Here is a 22,350-nt window from a genome sequence, read left to right on the forward strand (position 1 = left end):
TTTAATTGAATTCTGCCAGCAGAACAATTTCTGCAATATGCTTGATTCCAATGCCAAAGGTTTGGCTGATATCGATGCCAAGCTGCTCTCCTTGATGACAGAAACTGTTTTCATCCGTGTCGATCACAATCACGTTTTCATTGCTTGGATGGCCTCCATCATTGAAATTACGCACATGAATCATTGCATCTTCCGAAATGGGAGCAGAACCCTTTCTGAAATAATCTTCTAGCTTTCTTTGTTTTTGGAATGAAACCGGATCATCTTTATGAACCAAAATGAGTCTGGTGCAATAGGTTAGCAGCTCCCAAGTTTCCGGTGAGATATCATGGTTGAAATCAATCAATATGTAGTCGTAGCTGCAGCTGTCGGTCAAGTACTTGATAAGATATGCCAGATCGTCCTTCGTCAAACTACGGAGATCATTTCTTCCACGTGACGGGCAGAAAAATCCGACCCCAAAATCATCCTTTGTTGTAAAGCCCTCAAGATGGCTGCAAATTTCATCATCTTGTTTTTCAAATAAGTAGTACAGAAAATCGCTGATTTTTCTGCATCCGCATCCAAAGGTAACATACATTTCGGTTGCTGGTAATTCCTCAAAGCTAAGATAGAGAATTTTTTTATCATGATATCTGGATAACTCTCTGGCAAGTCCTATTGCAATGGAAGAGCTCCCAACTCCTCCGGAAACGCCTAAAACTCCAATTAATGAAGTTTTGAGATATGGATTTACGATTTTTTTATCGGTAAGATAGGCAAAAAGAAAATTCAAATCATTGAGGATTTCATTGACAGGTGCATATTTGTATACTTGCCAAAGGCCAGAATCTTCCTTGCTGATTTGTTTGGAGATCATTTCGGGAATTGTTTCAGTTAGAACAATTGATCTTTTTTTGATCGTTTGATTCTGGAGCCGATCAGCGAAAAGTGAATCCAAACCGCAGTCAGTCAATAGGAAATCCCACTGCTCTGAAAATAGAATCGAATCATTTTCCAAAACGGAATTGCACGAAAGAATTGTTACATCAAAACCTTTATGTATGCCGGAGATGGCTCTTGCTAATGCAAAGCCATACTCCCTTTCATTGTAAGCGATAAAAAGTCGAGCCATATCGTTTTCCTTTTTTATTATATAATTACATTATTTTACTTTTCGTAATTTTACAATATCACACCTACCATTTTTTTACAATTTTATTTATTCGACATTTTTCGACATCAGCCTTCTGTGATAAGCTCTTTTAATTTCATCAAGGCTCTGTTCAGACCGCCAACTTCATCAATTAATCCGATGTCTACCGCTTCCTGACCGACAATAATCGTTCCGATGTCAGCAGCCATATTATCTGTTGCATTCATTAATTTTACAATCTGGTCTCGATCTGCTTTTGACGTTCTTGTTATGAACTCGACGATGCGATCCTGCATTTTTCGAAAATAATCATATGTGGGCTCTGCACCGATGACCAGTCCGGTCATTCTGATAGGATGCAGCGTCATCGTCGCGCTTTCAGCAATAAAGGAATAGTTGCTTGCAGTGGCAAGGGGAATACCGATGCTGTGTCCTCCACCTAGCACAAGAGAAACCGTGGGTTTTGACAACGTAGTAATCAATTCAGAAAGTGCTAGTCCGGCTTCCACATCACCACCAACAGTATTGAGTATGGTCAGTAAGCCTTTGATATTAGGATTTTCCTCTATCGCTACTAATTGGGGGATAATGTTTTCATATTTCGTTGTTTTATTATTGGGAGGAAGAACAATATGTCCCTCAACGTTGCCAATAATCGTTAGGTACTGAATATCACTTTGGAAGTTAAATGCGTTGCCGATCACTCCAAAATTATCAATGTTCTCTTTTGGATTTGGTTCTTGGTTTTGATCATCATTATTGCCTTTGTCTGTATTTCTGGCTTTGCTGGCTTCTTTGTGATTCTTTTCCTTTTCCTGATGTTTCTCGTTTCCTTTTCGCTCTCCAGAGGACCAAATCACATCAGATTCTGTTTTAATGTTTATATCAGTATTTTTATCCATGAATCTTATCCTTTCCTAGTAATAAAAATAGTTTTTCCCAAATATATTTTTTTATAATAAAGGATATTAGCTTGCACATTGCATGATTCAAAGGGGTGATTTTATGAGGCTCAGTGATTTAGGTGATAAAGAAATTGTAAATCTGGCAAACGGAAGCAGGCATGGTCAGCTTGCTGACGCAGAGCTCTTATTTGATGAAAGTCAGGGAAAAATTAAAGCCATACTCGTTCCTGATTATCACGGCAGAATGAGCTTTCTTGGGAGCAAAGACTATCTGCAGCTTCCCTGGAATTCTATCCGAAAAATCGGTGAGGATATTATTATTTTCGAATCATCGGAAATATAAACGGCAAAATATGATGATTCATGTAAAAATTCGACAAATATACATAAAAATAATTGATTTATGCGACTTTACATACTAAAATAATAGTGATGTGTAGCAATAGTCAAAATTATGTATTTTAGGAGATGAAACATGGATCTATTCTTAATCATCTTTACAGTAATCGGTTTTGGTTCAGTCATCGGCGGATTTCTTCTGGAGGGCGGACATATTACCGGTCTCCTTGCTCCCACCAGTGCCTTGATCATTATCGGAGGAACCATTGGAGCCGTAGGTATCGCTTTTCCAAATAGCGAGCTGAAAGAGATTCCAAGAATTTTAAGAGTTTTGTTTAGAGATCAGAAATATGATTTTGTCGGCTTGATGAATCGAATGAAGGCAATGTGTGTTCAGGTTCGTCAAAGCGGGCTGTTAAGTCTGGAAAGTCAAATTGATTCAGAGCCAGACGGCCTTATGAGAAAAGGGATGAGAATGATCGTCGACGGCACTTCCCCCAATTATACAAGGGAAGCATTGGAGCTCTCATTGGACGTGATTACAGACAGACATAATGCAAGAGCGAAAATCTTTGAAGCTGCAGGCGGTTATTCCCCTACCATGGGTATCATCGGTACTGTTCTTGGTTTGGTTCACGTGCTAAGCGATCTGGAAGAACCGGATACTCTGGGTCCCAAGATTGCAATGGCATTTACAGCCACCCTCTATGGTATCGGGCTTGCCAATCTATTGTGGCTTCCCATTGCCGGCAAGTTGAAAGCAAAAAATCAAATGGAAACTTTGTACAAGTCTATGATCATCGAAGGACTTCTGCTTATCCAAGAAGGCGTGAATACCAACTATATGGAGGAAAAATTGTCAAGCTTTTTGTCTGAGGCACAGCTCTCTTATAAAGGGTCCCGCAGTGATGGCTCCGGCAGAAGGCAGAAAGGCTGAGGTTCCATCCTATGGCACGAAAGAAAAAACAGGAAGCCGAGCATGATAACAGCGAGCGATGGCTACTGACTTATTCCGACTTAATCACGTTACTGATGATTTTTTTCGTTGTAATGTATGCCATGAGCAATATCGATGCTCAGAAATATCAAATCCTCTCTCAATCTCTCGAGGGCGCGCTGAATCCTGCTGCGTTAACCGGTAACGGTGAAGGCAGTGGTTCCGGGGAAGGCGGAGATCTCTCGATTGATGACCTTGCCGAAGCGTTGTCAGACGGCAGTACCGATAAGCTTGATCCCGAACTCGTTGCTGCAGCAGAAGAAATACAAAACCTCATCCGGCAAAACGGACTGGAGGATAAAGTCTCTGTTAGCGTTCAAGAGCGCGGAGTCGTTGTCGGACTAATGAATACCATTTTGTTTGATTCAGGCAGCGCTCAGATCAAGCAGGATGCCATGCCTACTTTGATCGCCATCGGCCAAATCGCCAACGGCGTTCACAATTATATTAGAATTGAAGGCAACACAGATGATGTTCCCCAAAGCTCTGAAAAATTTCCGAGTAACTGGGAGCTTTCCGTTATCAGAGCAACCGAAGTTGTTAAATTGCTGATTGCAAAGAGCGGCGTTGAACCCGCAAGAATTAGTGCCGTTGGGTATGGCGAATACCGCCCAAGCGTTCCAAATACATCTGCTGAAACCCGAGCTAAAAATCGTAAAGTTGATATTGTAATATTAAACGATCAGTTGGATAAGAGCGAATCTTCAATGAGCGGGAGTACAGAAACAAGTGCTGGAACAAATGAAGGCGCAAGCTCAGATGTAACAGAAAACTCTCAGTGAGATACGGTGAATCGGATTAATGAACTCTAAAATTAGATGGCAGCAAGCTGCCATCTTTTCTTTGTTTTCATGCTTCGCTTGACTTTCATCAGGATATCAGTTACTATATTTAAAATAAATATTACTACCATTTCCATATGAATAGTAAAGATATTGATAATTCGTAAATATTATCAATTTAAGGAGTTTTGTACATGAATCAGAAAACCATATGCATCCATGGCTGTAAAGAAAAAAAAGACCTGACTGGTTCAGTTAGCGTTCCCATTTATCAGTCTGCAACCTTTGCCCACCCTGCTGTAGGCAAGAGTACTGGATATGATTATTCCAGACAGCAAAACCCTACCAGGGAGCATCTTGAATGCACCGTAGCAGCATTAGAAGGCGGCAGCCATGCTGTTGCTTTTACGTCTGGTATGGCTGCCATCACTGCCTTAATGGAACTCTTCCAGCCCGGGGACCATATCATCGCTTCTGAGGATTTATATGGCGGGTCGATTCGACTGTTTGAACAGATTAATAAGAAGAACGGATTGCGGTTCAGCTATGCGGACACATCAGATGCTACGAAAATAGAAGCTTTGATTACAAAAGATACAAAGGCGGTTTTTATTGAAACGCCATCAAATCCGACCATGATCGTCACCGATATCAAAGCCGTTTCTGAGCTGACTAAACCGCGCGGAATCCTTTTGATCGTCGACAATACATTTTTGACACCATATTTCCAAAAACCACTTCAGCTTGGAGCAGATATCATCGTACACAGCGGAACGAAATACCTTTGCGGACATAATGATACCCTTGCAGGATTTTTGGTTACAGAGGATCAGAAGCTCGGAGAGAAGCTGCGCCATCTCTTGATGTCTCTGGGTTCATGTCTCTCCCCTTTTGACAGTTGGCTGCTGATCCGAGGAATTAAGACTCTTGCAATCAGAATGGAAAAGCAGCAGGAAAATGCTATTGCAATCGCCCATTGGCTGAAAACTCATCCAAAGGTTAAAAAAGTCTATTATGCGGGGTTATCGGAGCACCCTTCCTATGAGATTTCATCAACGCAGGCTTCCGGCTTCGGCTCTATGATATCCTTCACCGTTGACAGCGAAGCAACCGCAGTACAGGTACTTGAAAAGGTGGAACTGATTCTATACGCAGAAAGTCTTGGCGGAGTAGAAACACTGATTACGTACCCAATGCTTCAGACCCATGCAGACCTTACTAAGGAAGAACGTGATGCCAGAGGTATTAATGAAACCCTGCTTCGTCTTTCTGTTGGTCTGGAATTCGCAGAAGACCTTATTTCCGATTTAAAACAGGCCCTTGATTAATCATTGTAGGCAGTGTAGTTCATTTACACTGCTTTTTTTTCATTCAGAATCTGCGTCAGCAGTGCTTTGCAGCCTTCCATCACATCGTGATACGTAAGATCAAAATTCCCAGTATACCAGGGGTCTGCAATGTCTCCCGACCGATTTGTGAAGTCCAGTAGTCGTGATATTTTCCCATCACTATCATGACCGATGATCCTTGAAATATTTCTTACGTTGTTACTATCCATAGCAATAATATAATCATAGCTGTCGTAATCAGCTCTCCGAAATTGAATTGCGCATTTTCCATCAGAAGAAATTCCGTATTCTGCAAGTTTTCTCCTGGTTCCCCTATGTACCGGATTTCCTATTTCCTCCGTACTGGTTGCAGAAGAAGCAATCGAGAATTGCTCTTGGAGCCCCTTCTTCTGTACCATATCTTTAAACACAAATTCTGCCATTGGTGATCTGCAGATATTTCCGTGGCAAACAAACATAATTTTAATCATTCATACCCTCTTTTCCGCTCTTGTTACAGTTTTTCAAGTTATTTTTAGTCGTTTTCCGCAACCCCAGTAAGTCTCCCGGTTATTCGATTACAATCTCTTTATGATCCTTATCAACAATTGAAATATCACAGGATCCTCCTAAATGCTCTTCTACCGATGCTGCCAATTCATTTAGAGCGAGTATCAGCGAATTTGATCTTCCTTCATCAATGGATTCAATACAAAGGAAAGCATTATTCGTATTTTCCGTGAGCATGGTTCTTACGGATTCCCTCCAGTTCCAACACCTACAAATGGCACCCGCATCATCTTTATAAATGATCTCACCTTCATAGGGTGGTGCATTTTCGTCGGTACCGAGCGTTACAAAGTCTTCATTCCCAATTGCCTTAGTAAGCGTGATGTGACCGGCAAATTTATTGATATCCTCGCCTCCGCATGGCAATCCGTATCGCAAGGAAATCGAGTTATAAATATCGACCAAGGGATTAATCGCACTCAGTACATTACCATTTTGCACGCGTTTGAGTAACGCCTCAATGGATGATCGCGCTCCTTTCTTCGTCTTGAATTTTTGAAACGCCTCTCTCCATACTCTAATTACCTCATTGCTGCTGAATTCATCCGTCTGCAGATACTTTAAGGCTTCCTGTTCCGCACTGCGAAGCATATCCAGGTATTTGGACTCGTCCTTTATCGTATTATCAATGTTATGGCAAACGACGATACCAATTTTTGCATTGGGAAACAGATCCCAAAACGCATCCTCCACAATAAATTTTTTCATTGGTTCCTTCCTCCTCAAGTAAAGTTAGCGGATTGCCTTATATTTATCTTCCTGACCAAAAGTGCATCGGGTCTTTCCGTTTGAATTTCCAAAATGCGATCGCACCGAAAATCAGAGCACAGCCAGCAGATAACGGCAAATACAATATTCTCAACTAACATTACTTTTCCTCCATACTAATCTTGGAAATGCACAAAAACAGGGGCTGACATGCGAAATTTAATCTGCCAGCACCCTGTTCATGTATGAAACTAATCTTAGAACATTATGACGCTGCCCATTCATGCAGCCTGCTTATAACTAATGCTTAGTTCGGCTAGTTTTTCAGAGCAGCCTGTGCAGCTGCCAATCTTGCGATAGGAACTCTGAACGGTGAGCAGGATACGTAGTTGAGTCCTACTTTGTGGCAGAACTCAACAGACGATGGATCTCCGCCGTGTTCTCCGCAGATTCCAAGCTTGATACCAGGTCTTGCTGCCTTACCGAGGTCAACCGCCATCTTAACAAGCTTGCCGACGCCGTTCTGATCCAGTCTTGCAAATGGATCGCTTTCATAGATCTTTTTCTCGTAGTAAGCACCCAAGAAGGAGCCTGCATCGTCACGGCTGAATCCAAAGGTCATCTGAGTGAGATCATTTGTTCCGAAGGAGAAAAATTCGGCTTCAGAAGCGATCTCATCAGCTGTGAGAGCTGCTCTTGGGATTTCGATCATGGTTCCCACCATGTACTTCAGTTCAATACCAGATTTCGCTATAATAGCATTGGCAGTTTCTACTACAACATTCTTGACGTACTGAAGCTCTTTAATTTCGCCGATCAGCGGAATCATGATTTCAGGAACCATCTTCCACTCCGGATGTGCCTTCTGAACGTTGATAGCGGCTTCGATGACAGCCGTGGTCTGCATTTCAGCGATTTCTGGATAGGATACCGCCAGACGGCAGCCTCTGTGTCCCATCATCGGATTGAATTCGTGCAGAGAGGTAATAACAGCCTTCAGCTCAGCAACTTCCATCTTCATCTCCTTTGCAAGAGCTGCAATGTCAGCTTCATCTGTAGGCAGGAATTCATGAAGCGGCGGATCCAGGAACCGGATGGTAACAGGATAACCCTGCATAGCCTCATAGATGCCTTCAAAATCACTTCTCTGCATTGGAAGCAGCTTTGCCAGAGCGGTTCTTCTCTGCTCTTCCGACTTCGATACGATCATCTCTCTCATCGCAGCGATTCTTTCGGAATCAAAGAACATGTGCTCAGTTCTGCAAAGGCCGATCCCTTCTGCACCAAATTTGATGGCTTGAGCAGCGTCCTTAGGTGTGTCCGCATTGGTTCTGACCTTTAGAGTTCTATACCTGTCAGCCCATTCCATGATGGTGTTGAAGTTTCCAGAAATTGACGCTTCTACAGTCTTAATCGCTTCACCGTAGATTTTTCCGGTGGAACCATCCAGAGAGATCCAGTCTCCTTCATGGAATTCCTTTCCGCCGAGGCTAAAAACTTTTGCAGCTTCATCAATCTTAATTTCACCGCATCCGGATACGCAGCAGGTTCCCATTCCACGGGCAACTACCGCAGCATGAGAGGTCATTCCACCTCTTACAGTCAGGATACCCTGAGCATAGTGCATTCCTTCAATATCTTCAGGAGAGGTTTCAAGACGAACGAGGATTACTTTTGCGCCCTTGTTGACGGTCCAGTCTGTAGCATCTTCTGCGGTAAATACGACCTGTCCGCAGGCTGCTCCAGGTGACGCAGGGAGTGCGGCACCGATGGGCTGTGCAGCTTTGAGGGCAGCAGTATCAAATTGGGGATGCAGCAACGCATCAAGCTGTTTGGGATCAATCATCTTTACTGCATCTTTTTCTGTGATCATGCCTTCTGCTACAAGGTCGCAAGCAATTTTAAGTGCCGCAGCAGCAGTTCTCTTTCCGTTTCGTGTCTGAAGCATATAAAGCTTGCCTTCTTCAATGGTGAATTCCATATCCTGCATGTCTTTATAGTGCTTTTCCAGGGTATAAACAATTTTATAGAATTCATCGTAAACCTCAGGATTTTGCTCCTTTAGTTGATCGATGGTCTGGGGAGTTCTGATTCCTGCAACAACGTCTTCACCTTGTGCATTCATCAAAAATTCACCGTACAGTTTTGCTTCTCCGGTGGATGGATTTCTGGAAAAAGCTACGCCAGTTCCGGAGGTGTCACCCATGTTTCCGAATACCATGGACTGTACGTTAACAGCAGTTCCCCATGAGGATGGGATATCGTTCATTCTTCGGTAATAGATTGCTCTCGGATTATTCCAGGATCTGAATACAGCCTTGATTGCGCCAAAGAGCTGCTCTACAGGATCACTGGGGAAATCTACGCCGATTTTCTCTTTATAAGCTTCCTTAAACTGTCTCGCAAGCTCTTTCAGATCATCAGCATCGAGTTCCGTATCCATATGTACGCCCTTCTTTTCTTTCATCTCATCGATGAGCTTTTCAAAGTAGGCTTTTCCAACTTCCATAACAACGTCGGAATACATTTGAATGAAACGGCGGTAGGAGTCGTATGCAAAACGCGGGTTGTTTGTTTTCTTTGCAAAGCTTTCAACAACTTCGTCGTTTAAACCAAGGTTCAGAATGGTATCCATCATACCAGGCATAGATGCTCTGGATCCGGATCTTACTGAAACAAGCAGCGGATTTTCAAGGTCACCGAATTTTTTTCCGGTTATCTTTTCCATCTCGCCGATGTACTGCATGATTTCAGCCTTGATTTCGTCATTGATGGTTTCACTGTCAGCATAGTATTGAGTACAGGCCTCAGTTGTAATTGTGAAGCCCTGCGGAACAGGCATGCCCAGGTTTGTCATTTCGGCAAGGTTTGCACCTTTGCCACCCAAAAGATCACGCATGGTGCCGTTACCCTCATTGAATAAGTAGACAAATTTTTTCCCCATCTTTTTCTCTCCTTTATATTATTAAATTGTTTATTTATAAAAAAACATGGGACAAGCCTACCTCTGCTGTAAGGTGCATGTCCCATGTTCTTTAATCGTTAAAATACCAATTTATCTTCAATATATTTCTTTACTTCTGAGATAGGTATTCTTATCTGTTCCATTGTATCACGATCACGGATTGTTACACTCTTATCAGTTTCGGTATCGAAATCGACGGTTATACAGAATGGAGTGCCGATTTCATCTTCTCTTCGATATCTCTTTCCGATGCTTCCGGGTACGTCATAATCAACCATGAAATATTTAGATAATTCTTCGTGAAGCGCTTCTGCCTGCTCGCACTGTTTCTTTGTTAAGGGAAGAACTGCGGCTTTAAAAGGTGCTAATGCCGGATGAAAACGCATCACCGTTCTCACGTCTTCCTTTCCATTTGCATCGGTTAAAACTTCCTCGTCGTAAGCGTCAACTAGAAAAGCAAGTGTCACTCTGTCAGCTCCAAGAGAAGGTTCGATACAATACGGAACATACTTTTCATTCGTTTCAGGGTCCTGATAGGACATATCCTGTCCGGAATGTTCAATATGCTGTTTTAAATCGAAATCAGTACGGTCTGCAATGCCCCACAGTTCGCCCCAGCCAAAGGGGAACTTAAATTCGATGTCTGTAGTGGCGTTGCTGTAGTGGGAAAGCTCTTCCTGATCGTGATCTCTCAGCTTGATGTTTTCTTCTCTCAGTCCAAGAGTTTTTAACCAATTTACGCAGTACTCTTTCCAATAAGCAAACCATTCCAAATCGGTTCCCGGTCTGCAGAAAAACTCCAGCTCCATCTGCTCGAATTCACGGGTTCGGAATGTAAAATTACCTGGTGTGATCTCATTTCTAAAGGATTTACCAATCTGGGCGATACCAAAGGGCATTTTCTTTCTAGCTGTTCTCTGCACATTCTTGAAATTGACGAAAATTCCCTGTGCTGTTTCAGGTCTCAGGTAAATCTCCGCTTTCGAATCCTCTGTTACTCCCTGGAAGGTTTTAAACATCAGATTAAACTGCCTGATTGAGGTATAATCACTCTTGCCGCACTCTGGACAAGGGATTGCCTTTTCCTTAACATACGCTTCAAGCTTGTCATTGGACCAGCCGTCCACAGTAACCGTCATCTGATCGTTATCCTTGATATAATCTTCAATCAACTTGTCTGCTCTGAAACGGGACTGACAGCTTTTACAGTCGATAAGCGGATCCGCAAAGCCTCCTACATGTCCTGATGCCACCCATGCCTTTGGATTCATAAGAATCGCGGCATCGAGTCCGACATTGTATTTGGATTCCTGGACGAATTTCTTCCACCAGGCCTTCTTTACGTTATTCTTTAGTTCCACCCCAACCGGACCGTAATCCCATGTGTTAGCCAATCCGCCGTAAATTTCCGAGCCTGGGAAAACAAATCCTCTTGATTTCGCCAGCGCGGTAATCTTGTCCATTGAAAATTCCTTGCTCATAAATACCTACCATTTCTACGTTTTGTGTCTTGTATTACACCGGCAGCAGCCTAACAAAATCCTTTAAGATACTGCCGCATGTTTTCTATTTGTCCTCTTCGGGTTCTCCGCAGGTGCAGCTGTCGTCACACTCTTCTTCGCTGCCGCAGGTGCAGCCCGAGTTGTCGCTCTTCTTTGCCTTATTGATGGCATCTGAGGTCTTTGCCTTTACAGACGCGAACACATCAGCACTTTTCGTCTTGACTTCATCAACCACAACGGAACCTTTTTCTACGACATCATCAAAGGTATCGGTAGCCATTTCACTGATATCAATGATCTCACCGTCATCCTTTACAAGCTCGATGGCACACTTTGTTCCAAATGCGGCAATGACACCTGCAACGGCTGCCCATGGCGCCAAAACAGTACCAACGATACCAACGTTGACAGGAAGGTTCATGATGACCTCATCATTTTTCTTCACGATGATTTTAGCAACATTCCCCTTTTTTATTGCTTCTTTCACCTTATCAACGATGTGAGAGCTTTGCTCTGCAAATTTATTCTTGCTTTTGATGTCTATCGATTCTTCGATGTCGATGATCGCATCCACAACGCTGCCGTCTGCTGCCTCTAAGGCTTCTTTTGCCTCCTTATAGCTAACGCCTGTACGGTCTTTGACCAGTTCAATTTTCTCTAATGTAATCTCCATAATCTTTACCTCCATTTTAAATATTTAAAAAGCTTTCGCTCTTCAACTCACTAATATCAAGATGATATGCAAGATAGCTTCGGATTATTCTGCCAAGTTGTTTCTGAATTTCATCATTCAAGGCCAAATTTTCGAAGCTTTTAAGCGGGTTATCCAAAATGTATTGCAATATATTTACTATACCAAAATTTACACTATAAATCAATGTATCATTCGCAATATCATGAATATTTGACCTGCAGCTGCTGCACACAATTCCCCCATCCTTAACGCTGAAGAAAGCAGGTTCTTCTTTCCCGCCGCAAAGGACACAGTTTCTAACATGCGGCATACTTCCGGTCTCCTGCAGCAGCTTAATTTGATACGCTAGAATCAGGGTTAAATACTTCTTATTTCTTTTTTCCATGATGTCAAAAAAATCAAGGATCATTCGGAAGATACCGGGTGCCGGCTCTTCCTCCTGAAGAAGTTTTTCCGTCAGTTCCAGCGCGTAGGAGCTGTGCATATATTTATCCACGTCTTCACCGATACGGTAATAGCTTTTGATCACTTCAGCACTGTTGATATGATAGCTGTCTCGGTTTTTGAAAAGCTCGTACCGACCATAGGTAAATGGACGCATTGCCAAGGACGACTTACTCTTTCCTTTTTCACTGATATTTGCTCCGGCACTGATCTTGCCGAATTTTTTGGAAAACAAAAGAACCATCCTTCTCCCGTTGACGGTCTTGACCTGCTTAAAAATGATTCCTTCTGTATCCGTAAACATTTGAGTCCTTTTCTATCAATTTTTGATGTTGCAAAGATTCTTTTAATGCATCACTATTGATGGTTCATTTTTCATTCATCTTTGCGATATCCGAAGCTATTCAGTATAAAATCACTGTCTCTCCAGTTTTCCTTGACCTTAACCCAGAGTTCAAGAAAGACCTTAGTGCCAAGCAGACCTTCAATTTCAAGTCTGGCACTCTTCCCAATCCCCTTCAGTTTCTTTCCTTCCTTACCGATGATGATCCCTTTATGAGATTTTCTTTCACAATAGATCACTGCACCAATCTTGGTGATAGAAGGTTCTTCCTTATAGCTTTCAAGTTCTATCGCAACTCCGTGCGGCACTTCTTCATCCAGATACAGTAACACCTTTTCTCTGATGATTTCACTGACGATAAAGCGCTCAGGATGATCCGTCACCATATCCTCCGGAAAGTACATCGGCCCTTCCACAAGACGGCTTTTCAGCTTTGCCAGAAGCGCGTCCACATTTTTTCCTGACAATGCAGATGCCCCGATGATCTCATCAAAGACTCCCAGCTCATTGTATTCTTCGTAAATTCTTCGATACTTCTCTGGGTCAAGTTTATCAATTTTATTGATAATCAAAAACACCGGTGTTTCAATATTCTTTAAAAGCTCTACAATATATTTATCTCCCGGGCCTGCAGAAAGCTCATCATCAACCAAAAAGAGGACAACGTCTACCTCCTTGAAGGTATTCAGCGCCATATCTGTCATAATACTGCCCAATTTGTTCCTGGGCTTATGAATACCGGGGGTGTCGATGAAGATCATTTGGCAATCATCGTCATCTCCGTTTCTCTTGGTGTATATTCCACGAATACTGTTCCTTGTCGTCTGAGGCTTGTCTGTTGTGATTGCAATCTTTTCACCGAGAATTGCATTCAGAAGTGTAGACTTTCCAACATTGGGCCTGCCAATAATACCTATAAATCCGGATTTCATTCTATCTCCTTAATCAATGTTCTTAATCTGTGCTCTTAAAATATGTTCGTAATCAATGTTCTTAGTCTATGTTATTAATCTAAGTCTTTAATCTGTTTCCTTTATTCTTTTCCTGAATTTCCACATAAGAATTTTACGATGAAATTCCTATAACTTCTCCTCGATTTGCTCCTTAAAGACGAAAGCCTTCCGGCAGCAATTCTGTTATCTCCTTAACGTTAATATGGTCTTCATCTTCCCCCGTAATGATCTTTAAATGATCGCCGAACTCAAACATGAATTGTCTGCAGATACCACAAGGATACGCCTCTCCGTCAGAGGTTGCCACTGCGATTGCTTCAAATTCACGAAAGCCTTCTGAAATTGCCTTTACATAGGCTGTTCGTTCTGCACAAATGGTAGCACCGAAGGATGAATTTTCGACATTTACTCCTGTGAATACCTCTCCGGTTGACGTCAGGAGTGCTGCACCAACTTTAAAGCGTGAATAAGGCGCATATGCATTCTGTGTCATATCTTTTGCTGTTCGAAACAATTCCCTGTATTTCATAATGAGTTCCCCCTTCAACGTTAGCTAGTACAGCGTCTTCTAAATAACTGGGCGGAAAACGCCGGATGAATTTTCAGAGATAGTTTTAAAAAACGCAACGGCCTCTGGCCTCCTTCGCAAGCGCTGCTTGCTACGCTGTCCGTTTTGCTTAGCCAAGGCAAGCTTGGGGCAAAAAGGCAGGCATAGTGGCGCTACGCCGAGGATTTTTGAAGGCTGTATATGGAAATTTCAGACAAGTTTAATGCCTAGTTAATTTAATAACGCTGTACGAGTATGCTTGGCCAATGGCCAGGCTCTCTATCGCACCAGCCCGATCAGATTCATAATCTTCTCTTCCTGTGCTCTCATCTCGGCTTTATCTTTCTCCTCAATGTGATCATAGCCCAAGAGATGAAAGACACTGTGGACAAAGAGGTATACAAGCTCACGCTCTCCGGAATGACCAAATTCGTCAGCTTGAAGCAACGCCTGTTCCGGGCAGATTACCACATCACCCAAACAAATCACGTCAGCTTGATGCATCTCTGAGACGGTTTCATATTGTGGAAATGATAGTACATCCGTCACGCTGTCCTTATCGCGATACACTCTGTTCAGTTCATGAATCTCTTCTGTACTGACAAAGGTTACGCTGATTTCAACACGCTGCGGATCAACTCCCTCTTCTTTCACACAAAGTTCCGCGGCCTGGATCATATGATCAATCACAGTCTGCCCCGGCATTCTCTCATCGCTGAATATCAGGTTCATTCCTCTCCCTCCTTCTCCGGATTTTCTTTCGCATACTTTTCATATGCTACAATAATTCTTCTGACCAGTGCATGTCGCACCACGTCGGCGTCTTTCAGAAAGCAGAAATCAATTCCTTCTACTCGGTCCAGCACCTTGATGGCATCCACCAGACCTGATTTTTTCCCTCTGGGCAGGTCTATTTGCGTAATATCTCCTGTTACCACTGCCTTGGATCCGAAACCAAGTCTTGTCAGAAACATCTTCATCTGTTCTTTTGTGGTATTTTGGGCTTCATCCAAAATGATAAATGAATTGTCTAAGGTTCTTCCTCTCATATAGGCCAACGGAACGACCTCGATGATTTCTTTCTCTTTGAGCCGAAGCGCGCTGTCCCTTCCTAAAATATCATGCAGCGCATCATAGAGCGGTCTCAAATAAGGGTCTACCTTTTCCTGCAGATCTCCGGGAAGAAATCCAAGACGTTCTCCCGCTTCCACAGCAGGCCTTGCAAGGATTATTTTCTGAACCTCTTTATTTTTAAACGCGTTTATGGCCATGGCCACTGCGATATAAGTTTTCCCTGTACCTGCAGGCCCAACGCCAAATACGATATCATGCTTTTTAATACTCTGTGCGTAGGAGGTTTGTCCTATGGTCTTGGGTTTAATGGGCTTTCCTCTATGGGTAAAACAGAGCACATCCTTATTAATATTGCTGTCTTTATAAGAGAGTCCCTTTTGATTCAGGCTGATAACATAGTTTACCTTTTGCGAGTCCAGTATTTCACCGGATTCCAGAATACCCAGAAGCTCTACGATTACTTGCTGCGCTTTCGCCGCTTCTTTTCCTTTTAAGATAATCTCATCCTGCCGCTGCACAATGTCCACATCATAATTGTCTTTTATATTTTTTAAATTGACATCCAGGTTTCCGAACAATTGATCCGTGTCCTGATCATGGTCAATCTTGATCTTCAGTTCCTCCATCAGTTGTGTTTCCAATCACAATCTCCTTTTCCATTCCGATTTTTTCCAGGGCCTCCAGCATGATCGCTACTCCTATTATATTTTCTCCCGGTGAAAACTTCAAACTTTTATTTAGTATTTGCACATTTTCCGGTAAATTCTGCCTGATTGCCATCCGAACCTGGCGGTTTCCCTCTTTTTCAATCTCTTCCTGGCTGCGTTCATGCTCTGTTACTGTAATTTCATCAATTTTAACAAGGGCAAGCGAAACGGGGATTGGTCTAACGACATGGAGCAATTTGTTCTCCTCATAGACAGAGTTATCATAATAATTGAGGATATTGGCAGTGTTCAGTTTAAAATCACCGATTTCCACACGAAACCCCACAAGACGGTTGCCGGTGGGCTTCTTAATATCCCTATATTTTTCCTGATAATAGTTGAGCCGGTACGGTACCCTTACATAAACCTCACCCTCTGAATGAACATATCGCTCTGTTTTGTTCACATCCGGCGTTCCGTAAGCGGTGCTTTTTACCGGTACAATACCAGAAATCAGAACATCTCCAGGCTTTACATAGGTTCCAGGAAGAGCCGCAACAACACCCTCTCTTGCGATGGTCTTTTCCACATAGCCCTCTTTGTCAGCAACAATATCACATGGCTTTGACTTGTCGACCGGCTTGGGTGTAACGGTTCCTTCCGCAATGGTGACTTCTGCCAAATTTCCTATATATTTTACCCCTATCCAGGCAATATTATCAAGATCATTGTAAAGATGAAGCTTTACCGCCTTTAAATCGACGCTTTTGCTGCAGCCTTCGTAGAGACCGGCCTCTCGCAGGCTTTCTCTGATTTCGCTTTCTGTAAATGATTCATACCCAAATATTCTGATTTCAGACACAAAGGTGCTCTGATAATAGAGGATCAGGGTAAATAGAAGCAAGCCAATAATGGTGCTTTTTTTTCCAAAGGCCTTTTTGGCAGCAGGTTTATATCCTCTCTCGCGAAGGACAGTAATACGATATTTGTTTTTTGCTGCCTTCAGAAAGGTCTGGTAGTCCCACTCCATCAGCGTCAAAATCATCTCGATCTCACTTTGGATATGGATGTCCTTGATCGGAATATCTTTGCGCATGCACTCACTTAACAGTTTTTGCTGTTCAAAGCCCTCAACCTTCAGTGTTACCGAATGCTCGAGAAAACTTCCTCTATTTTTCATCGGCACCACCTTTTTTCCCTGAGTAGAATTCAACGGAGCGGATATTACCAGTTACAAGCACCCGTTCTTCTTCAATGAGTTTGATGCGCAGATCATCACCGCTCACGGCACTGAAACGACTGCCATGATCCACAATAATACTGCTTTCGGTTATGTAAACAATCTTTTTAACATTGTCAATAATGCCCGTGTTCCCGCTGACAAGAAGCCTGGGCATATTGATACTGAAATCATATAACAATTCGTCCTTGACGTTCATAAAAACCTCCATAGGAAAGGTGGGGCAGCGGCCTCCTTTGTTCAGCTTTTCCTCCAGCTTGGTTGCAGCACACTGCCTTACTGTACAATTTTATGTTTCAAGGCATAAAAAATAACCTGGTTGTAGCAACCAGGTTTATTTTCTTGTTATATCTATGTTCCTTAGAGCAGACCTTCGATGATTTTGCGAACGGCGCCGCCGTCTGCAAGACCTTTTACCTTTGGCATTACTGCTCCGATCAGCTTACCCATGTTCTGCTTTCCGCTCTCGATACCGAGTTCGGCTGCAGTAGATTTTACGATTTCCGTAATTTCTTCTTCGGTCAGCTGTTTTGGAAGATATTCCATCAGGATTTCAATTTCTTTGTTATAGGCTTCCACTAGGTCCGTTCTACCTGCTTTTTCAAAATCAGAGAGGGCATCTTTCCGCATTTTTACCTGTTTGGTCAGGATTGCTAAAATTCCCTGATCATCCAGTTCTTCTCTATTGTCTACTTCGTACTGCTTAACAGCTGCACGAGCTAAATTTACTGTGTTTTTTTTGACTTCATCTTTGGCCTTCATAGCCTCCTTGAAGTCATTCAGTAATCTGTCTTTTAAAGACATATAACTTGCACCTTCTTTTTAGAATTTCTTTGCCTTTTTCCTAGCCGCTTCTGACTTCTTCTTTCTCTTTACGCTCGGCTTCTCGTAATGTTCTCTTTTTCTTAACTCGGACATTACTCCGTCTCTTGCGCAAGAACGCTTAAATCTTTTCAGCGCGCTTTCTAAACTTTCGTTTTCTCTTACAACTACTTGTGCCATTTATCCATTCCCCTCCCTCCGTATTCTGAAGTCTCTTTTACTGTTCCCATATTTGAATGAACAGTTCAATACGATTTTCCCTGCGACGTTTCCGCCACTAGACTGCAATACAGCCTTTCATGAAAAACGGAAAATGTATTCGATGCTTATCAAACGGAATTACCTATAACAAAAGTATTATACATTTTTTTTATCTATAAGGCAAGTTTTTTTTCATCAACCTGGCGGCCAAGTCATCTTTCTTTTTCCAAGAAGATGGAAATGAAGATGTTTCACCGTCTGCAACCCGTCTTCACCGCAGTTATTTACCAGGCGGTAACCCTTTTCCAAATTCAAATCTTTCGCAATCTCCTTGATCTTCAGCATCAGATGTGCAATCAGTTCGCCGTCGTCATCTGCCAGATCATCCAGAGAAGCAATATGTTTTTTCGGGATGATCAGAACATGTACGGGAGCTTGTGGTTCCAAATCATGAAATGCAATGATCTCGTCATCTTCATAAACTGTTTTTGATGGGATGTCCTTATCTGCTATTTTGCAGAAAATGCAATCAGCCATTTTTTCACTCCTGTTCCGATTCAAGTTTATTCATATAGTTAATCGCGCAGCTTCTGCTCTGCACACAGATTTTTTCACCTTGTGTACTGCTGAGATGACGATCGCCTGCAGCTGCTACTACGATTGTTGACATTACCATGATGATTATAACAAAGGGTATGAAGTATTTTTCCATAATTCATTCCTCCTGTTTGACTGCGGTTAGAACCAGCAGCCTGACATTTCCAGATGCCTTTTGCTCAAATCTACGATTTTTTCCGCAATATTATTAGTATAACACATTTTTGTCCAAAAGAATAGCATCATTTGGAAATTCATGATTTTTCAAATGATACAGGCGAGTCTGCAACAAAAGACTTCATTTTAGCAATGAATCATTACGTTCCGCGCGGATAGAAAGTGCTTTTTGTCCGCATGCCGATATACAGCTGCCGCAGCGGATGCATTCCATACTGTTGGGATTTGCTTCCACATTGATATTCATTTTGCACGACCTCGTACAGGCGTGACAATGTACACATCTTGAGCGGTCAATTCTCAAACGATAAAGAGATATTTTATTAAAGAAACCGTAGATTGCCCCTAGGGGGCAAACATACTTGCAAAAGGGGCGGTAAATCATCATTGAAAGAAGGATTAAAAGCAGCAAAATTCCATTTTTCCATAAGAACAACAGCCCTGCAGCCTGTCTTATTCCATCATTCCTAAAAACGAGCGGCCAGCCGGCCATCAAGGTTCCCGAAGGACAAATCCATTTGCAAAACCAAGGTTCCCCCTGCCCCACAATATCTACAACAAACATTGGCAGCAAAATGACAAAGATCAGCAGAATCCCATATTTCGCATAGCGCAGCGTTCTGTCGCCCGGTACTCTTTTTATTTTTTTCACAAAAGGAATGCGATGCAATAAGTCTTGTATCAAACCAAACGGGCAGAGCCAGCCACATACAATTCTGCCTATCAGCGAACCAACCAACAGAAAAAATCCGGTCAGATAGAACGAAAAGGTGAAATTACGGGAAGCCAACACCGCCTGAAGAGATCCAATGGGGCAGGAACCTAAGGCTCCGGGACACGAATAGCAATTTAGACCCGGAAGGCATAGAGATTTAGAGGGTCCGGTATAGATTCTTCCCTCATAGAACCCCTTCCAGTATCCATTGGTTGCCGCTGTAAATACAATCTGAACCCATATACGGAGACGTTCTTTTCCAGCCGAAATGATCCGGAAGCTCCGTTTCATAACGTTAGCCAATTCCGATACACTCCAGACATATATTGATGGCTTTCCTTAGTACCACAGCGATTTCACCCCGATAGATTCCAGTAATCATAAAGACTGCCCCCGCAGCTGCAAGCAGCGGAGGAAAGAATCTCGCCAATCTACGTTTCATTTCAGTCCTCCCATCTAGAGTTTTACTCATAAATTTCTAGAGGCGCAACGAATAGATCACCTTACTGCACATATTTTGAGGCAGAGCCTCATCATTACTTAGTTCTAATTTGAATGCATTTTATCAATCAGTGATTTCCATTCATCCTTGCTTTTCGATCCAATATAAAACTCGCTTACAATATTGCCGTCACCATCAACAAAAAAGCTGGCGGGAATGGCATCAAACTGACTCAGCACCGGTTCAATCATTTCCTCAGAAATCAGCAAATGCGGGTATCCCGCACCTGTTGTACTCACAATCTCTTGCGCCAACGTTTTTTGGTCTTCAATTACCTGCATATCATTGTCCTGAACATCTATTACAATTCCGACAATGTTAACACCCGTTGGCTCGTATTCCTTTTGGAGTTCCCCTAAATCGGGCATCTCGTTGAGGCATGGTTTGCAGAAGGTGCCCCATACATTGACCAGTGTAAGGTCATATCCGCTGAAGATCTCCTGGGTTTGTTCCTCACCGTAGATATCCGTTGTTTTAAAGCTGGTCAGACCCGCTGAGGCATCTTTACCGCTCCCCTGCTCCTGCGTAGGCGGGATAATCTGATCCCCTTTGTCAGGCTTATTTCCGCAGCCAAACAACAGAGCAATGCTCATTAATAGAACGACGAAAAAAAATAATCTCTTATTCACACAATACCTCCATTTCGCTGGACGTACCCACTTCAGGAACGTCCATGTTTCACCTTTTCGTTACTGCTCGCAGCCAATGCCATTACCATCAGCTGTGCATTAGAACACCTTTTATCCCGTCGCGGTATAGTTCCGTAAGTTCCACCTTTACAAATACATTACAAAGGGTTTCATCTCCCTGACAATATACTTTAATGTAGTTGTCAGACAGGCCTTCCAGCAATCCAGTATTCTCATCATATTGCTCCAGAAGGACTCTTCTTACAGTACCTAAGTTTTTTTTGCAGAAAGCCTCTGCTGCCTTCTCCGAAAGCTTATGCAGTGCATCGCTTCGCCTTGATTTGGTCTCAGGGGAAATATGACCTTTCATTTGGGCTGCTTTTGTACCTTCTCGTTTTGAGTACTTGAAAACATGCACCTTCGAAAGTTCAGCCAACTCAACGATACTGCAGCTATCCTCGAAGTCCATTTCCGTCTCACCTGGGAACCCTACAATAATATCCGTGGTCACACCGAACCCTGGATCGTGGTCTCTGAGGCGCTTCACAAGCTTTAGATATTGTTCCTGCGTATAGCTTCGATTCATCTCCTTCAGGATTCTGTCGCTTCCGCTTTGAAGTGACAGATGTAGATGGGGACAAAGCTTTTCATATTGCAGCAGCCTGCAAGCGTAATCTGCATCAATTACATTGGGCTCCAAAGAACCAATCCGAATTCGAAAATCACCGTCAAGTCTATTGAGCTCTCTTATCAGGATCTCAATACCGTAAATTGATTCCTTCTCTTTATCATTATCACCGGTTTCTGATACTTTTTCAGTAACCAAATCACTGAAATCTTTTTCCATACCGTAAAGTGCGGTATTGATGCCTGTGAGCACAAGCTCTTTAAATCCCTGGGCAATCAGGCTCTTTGCTTCTGCAACCACATGAGGAACAGCTCTGCTTCTCACGGAGCCTCTGGCGTATGGAATTATGCAATAAGAGCAGAACCGGTTGCATCCCTCCTGAACCTTAATGAAGGCTCTGGTTCGTGAGTCCATGGAAGTTATGATTCCTGTGTCCTCAAATTCTGTGAGCTCATCCCATTCCCGGATATGGCTTTCCACACCATTTTCTCTCACATATGCTTCGATATATTCCGGCAATTTATTTTTTTCATTTGTTCCTGCTACGATATTCACACCTGCTATGTTTTTGGCCTCCTCTGGGCTCACTTGCGCATAACAGCCGATCACCGCCGTTATACTATCTGGATTGATTTTTTTAGCCCTTCGAATGTATTGTCTTGACTTTCGGTCCGACAAGCCGGTTACCGTGCAGGTATTGATGACATAGACATCGGCGAAATCATCTTCAGCGACGATCTCATACCCTCTATTTTGAAATTTTTCCTTCAACGCCTGCGTTTCGTATTGATTTACTTTACAGCCCAGCGTGTGAAACGCAATTTTCATTCTTTATTCCCTTTCTTAACAGAGACACTGATTTATGAAAAGGCGCACAGATGTGCGCCTAAATTATTCAGAGATTAC

General features: G+C 42.7%; 25 protein-coding genes. 4 read left to right on the forward strand and 21 right to left on the reverse strand.

All coding sequences use genetic code 11. The annotated features are described in order from the left end of the window. Position 1: 1 nt before the first annotated feature. Complete coding sequence (locus tag FRZ06_06010; protein QOX62925.1) at positions 2–1,114, reverse strand: hypothetical protein; 1,113 nt, start codon at positions 1,112–1,114, stop codon at positions 2–4. Between the two features lie 107 nt (positions 1,115–1,221). After that, positions 1,222–2,037 carry a translocation-enhancing protein TepA gene (locus FRZ06_06015; protein QOX62926.1) on the reverse strand — a complete coding sequence of 272 codons (816 nt, stop codon included), beginning with the start codon at positions 2,035–2,037 and terminating at the stop codon, positions 1,222–1,224. Between the two features lie 103 nt (positions 2,038–2,140). Between FRZ06_06015 and FRZ06_06020 the strand changes: the two genes are divergently transcribed. The 4 genes from FRZ06_06020 (at position 2,141) to FRZ06_06035 (ending at position 5,486) form a co-directional block, all read left to right on the forward strand. Beyond that, positions 2,141–2,383: a YlmC/YmxH family sporulation protein gene (locus FRZ06_06020; GenBank protein QOX62927.1), complete on the forward strand. Its 243-nt coding sequence runs from the start codon at positions 2,141–2,143 to the stop codon at positions 2,381–2,383. A 132-nt stretch (positions 2,384–2,515) separates the two neighbouring features. Further along, positions 2,516–3,316 carry a flagellar motor protein gene (locus tag FRZ06_06025; GenBank protein ID QOX62928.1) on the forward strand — a complete coding sequence of 267 codons (801 nt, stop codon included), beginning with the start codon at positions 2,516–2,518 and terminating at the stop codon, positions 3,314–3,316. Positions 3,317–3,327: 11 nt separating this feature from the next. Next, positions 3,328–4,158 (forward strand): OmpA family protein, encoded by an 831-nt coding sequence (locus FRZ06_06030; GenBank protein ID QOX62929.1) that lies wholly within the window; start codon positions 3,328–3,330, stop codon positions 4,156–4,158. Positions 4,159–4,352: 194 nt separating this feature from the next. After that, positions 4,353–5,486: a PLP-dependent transferase gene (locus FRZ06_06035; protein QOX62930.1), complete on the forward strand. Its 1,134-nt coding sequence runs from the start codon at positions 4,353–4,355 to the stop codon at positions 5,484–5,486. A 23-nt stretch (positions 5,487–5,509) separates the two neighbouring features. Here FRZ06_06035 and FRZ06_06040 read toward each other — a convergent pair whose 3' ends face one another. The 19 genes from FRZ06_06040 to FRZ06_06130 form a co-directional block, all read right to left on the reverse strand. Further along, the gene (locus tag FRZ06_06040) at positions 5,510–5,977 is read right to left on the reverse strand and encodes a low molecular weight phosphotyrosine protein phosphatase (GenBank protein ID QOX62931.1); all 468 of its coding nucleotides are present in this window, start codon (positions 5,975–5,977) and stop codon (positions 5,510–5,512) included. A 79-nt stretch (positions 5,978–6,056) separates the two neighbouring features. Continuing rightward, positions 6,057–6,764 carry a hypothetical protein gene (locus FRZ06_06045; GenBank protein QOX62932.1) on the reverse strand — a complete coding sequence of 236 codons (708 nt, stop codon included), beginning with the start codon at positions 6,762–6,764 and terminating at the stop codon, positions 6,057–6,059. Between the two features lie 316 nt (positions 6,765–7,080). Beyond that, a complete protein-coding gene (locus FRZ06_06050) occupies positions 7,081–9,708 on the reverse strand; it encodes a pyruvate, phosphate dikinase (protein QOX62933.1) in 2,628 nt (875 codons plus the stop codon). A 98-nt stretch (positions 9,709–9,806) separates the two neighbouring features. Beyond that, positions 9,807–11,210, reverse strand: coding sequence for a glycine--tRNA ligase (locus tag FRZ06_06055; GenBank protein QOX62934.1), 1,404 nt, complete (start codon positions 11,208–11,210; stop codon positions 9,807–9,809). Positions 11,211–11,295: 85 nt separating this feature from the next. Further along, entirely contained in the window at positions 11,296–11,904 is a 609-nt protein-coding gene (locus FRZ06_06060) for a DUF4342 domain-containing protein (protein QOX62935.1), read from the reverse strand. A gap of 16 nt (positions 11,905–11,920) precedes the next feature. After that, complete coding sequence (recO, locus tag FRZ06_06065; GenBank protein ID QOX62936.1) at positions 11,921–12,673, reverse strand: DNA repair protein RecO; 753 nt, start codon at positions 12,671–12,673, stop codon at positions 11,921–11,923. 71 nt (positions 12,674–12,744) lie between these two features. After that, positions 12,745–13,644, reverse strand: coding sequence for a GTPase Era (locus FRZ06_06070; protein ID QOX62937.1), 900 nt, complete (start codon positions 13,642–13,644; stop codon positions 12,745–12,747). A gap of 172 nt (positions 13,645–13,816) precedes the next feature. Beyond that, positions 13,817–14,194, reverse strand: a complete 378-nt coding sequence (gene cdd / locus FRZ06_06075; GenBank protein QOX62938.1) for a cytidine deaminase — start codon at positions 14,192–14,194, stop codon at positions 13,817–13,819. Between the two features lie 297 nt (positions 14,195–14,491). Further along, positions 14,492–14,944: an rRNA maturation RNase YbeY gene (gene ybeY / locus FRZ06_06080; GenBank protein ID QOX62939.1), complete on the reverse strand. Its 453-nt coding sequence runs from the start codon at positions 14,942–14,944 to the stop codon at positions 14,492–14,494. Next, entirely contained in the window at positions 14,941–15,912 is a 972-nt protein-coding gene (locus FRZ06_06085; GenBank protein ID QOX65858.1) for a PhoH family protein, read from the reverse strand. Before FRZ06_06085 ends, ybeY begins: the two co-directional genes overlap by 4 nt. Beyond that, the gene (locus FRZ06_06090; GenBank protein ID QOX62940.1) at positions 15,887–17,113 is read right to left on the reverse strand and encodes a hypothetical protein; all 1,227 of its coding nucleotides are present in this window, start codon (positions 17,111–17,113) and stop codon (positions 15,887–15,889) included. The genes FRZ06_06085 and FRZ06_06090 overlap by 26 nt, the downstream gene beginning before the upstream one ends. After that, on the reverse strand, positions 17,103–17,384 hold the full coding sequence (locus tag FRZ06_06095; GenBank protein ID QOX62941.1) for a hypothetical protein: 282 nt from the start codon (positions 17,382–17,384) through the stop codon (positions 17,103–17,105). Before FRZ06_06095 ends, FRZ06_06090 begins: the two co-directional genes overlap by 11 nt. Before the next feature lie 149 nt (positions 17,385–17,533). Continuing rightward, positions 17,534–17,977 (reverse strand): GatB/YqeY domain-containing protein, encoded by a 444-nt coding sequence (locus tag FRZ06_06100; protein QOX62942.1) that lies wholly within the window; start codon positions 17,975–17,977, stop codon positions 17,534–17,536. An 18-nt stretch (positions 17,978–17,995) separates the two neighbouring features. Further along, entirely contained in the window at positions 17,996–18,175 is a 180-nt protein-coding gene (locus FRZ06_06105; GenBank protein ID QOX62943.1) for a 30S ribosomal protein S21, read from the reverse strand. Between the two features lie 216 nt (positions 18,176–18,391). Beyond that, complete coding sequence (locus FRZ06_06110; protein ID QOX62944.1) at positions 18,392–18,733, reverse strand: histidine triad nucleotide-binding protein; 342 nt, start codon at positions 18,731–18,733, stop codon at positions 18,392–18,394. A 358-nt stretch (positions 18,734–19,091) separates the two neighbouring features. Then, a complete protein-coding gene (locus FRZ06_06115) occupies positions 19,092–19,976 on the reverse strand; it encodes a 4Fe-4S binding protein (GenBank protein QOX65859.1) in 885 nt (294 codons plus the stop codon). 4 nt (positions 19,977–19,980) lie between these two features. Beyond that, a complete protein-coding gene (locus FRZ06_06120; protein QOX62945.1) occupies positions 19,981–20,127 on the reverse strand; it encodes a thioredoxin in 147 nt (48 codons plus the stop codon). A gap of 104 nt (positions 20,128–20,231) precedes the next feature. After that, on the reverse strand, positions 20,232–20,816 hold the full coding sequence (locus tag FRZ06_06125) for a TlpA family protein disulfide reductase (GenBank protein QOX62946.1): 585 nt from the start codon (positions 20,814–20,816) through the stop codon (positions 20,232–20,234). Between the two features lie 88 nt (positions 20,817–20,904). Next, positions 20,905–22,272, reverse strand: a complete 1,368-nt coding sequence (locus tag FRZ06_06130; protein QOX62947.1) for a MiaB/RimO family radical SAM methylthiotransferase — start codon at positions 22,270–22,272, stop codon at positions 20,905–20,907. Between the last annotated feature and the right edge of the window lie 78 nt (positions 22,273–22,350).

It is taken from the genome of Clostridiales bacterium, assembly GCA_015243575.1.
GTDB classification, from domain to species: Bacteria; Bacillota; Clostridia; order Peptostreptococcales; family Anaerovoracaceae; genus Anoxybacterium; species Anoxybacterium hadale.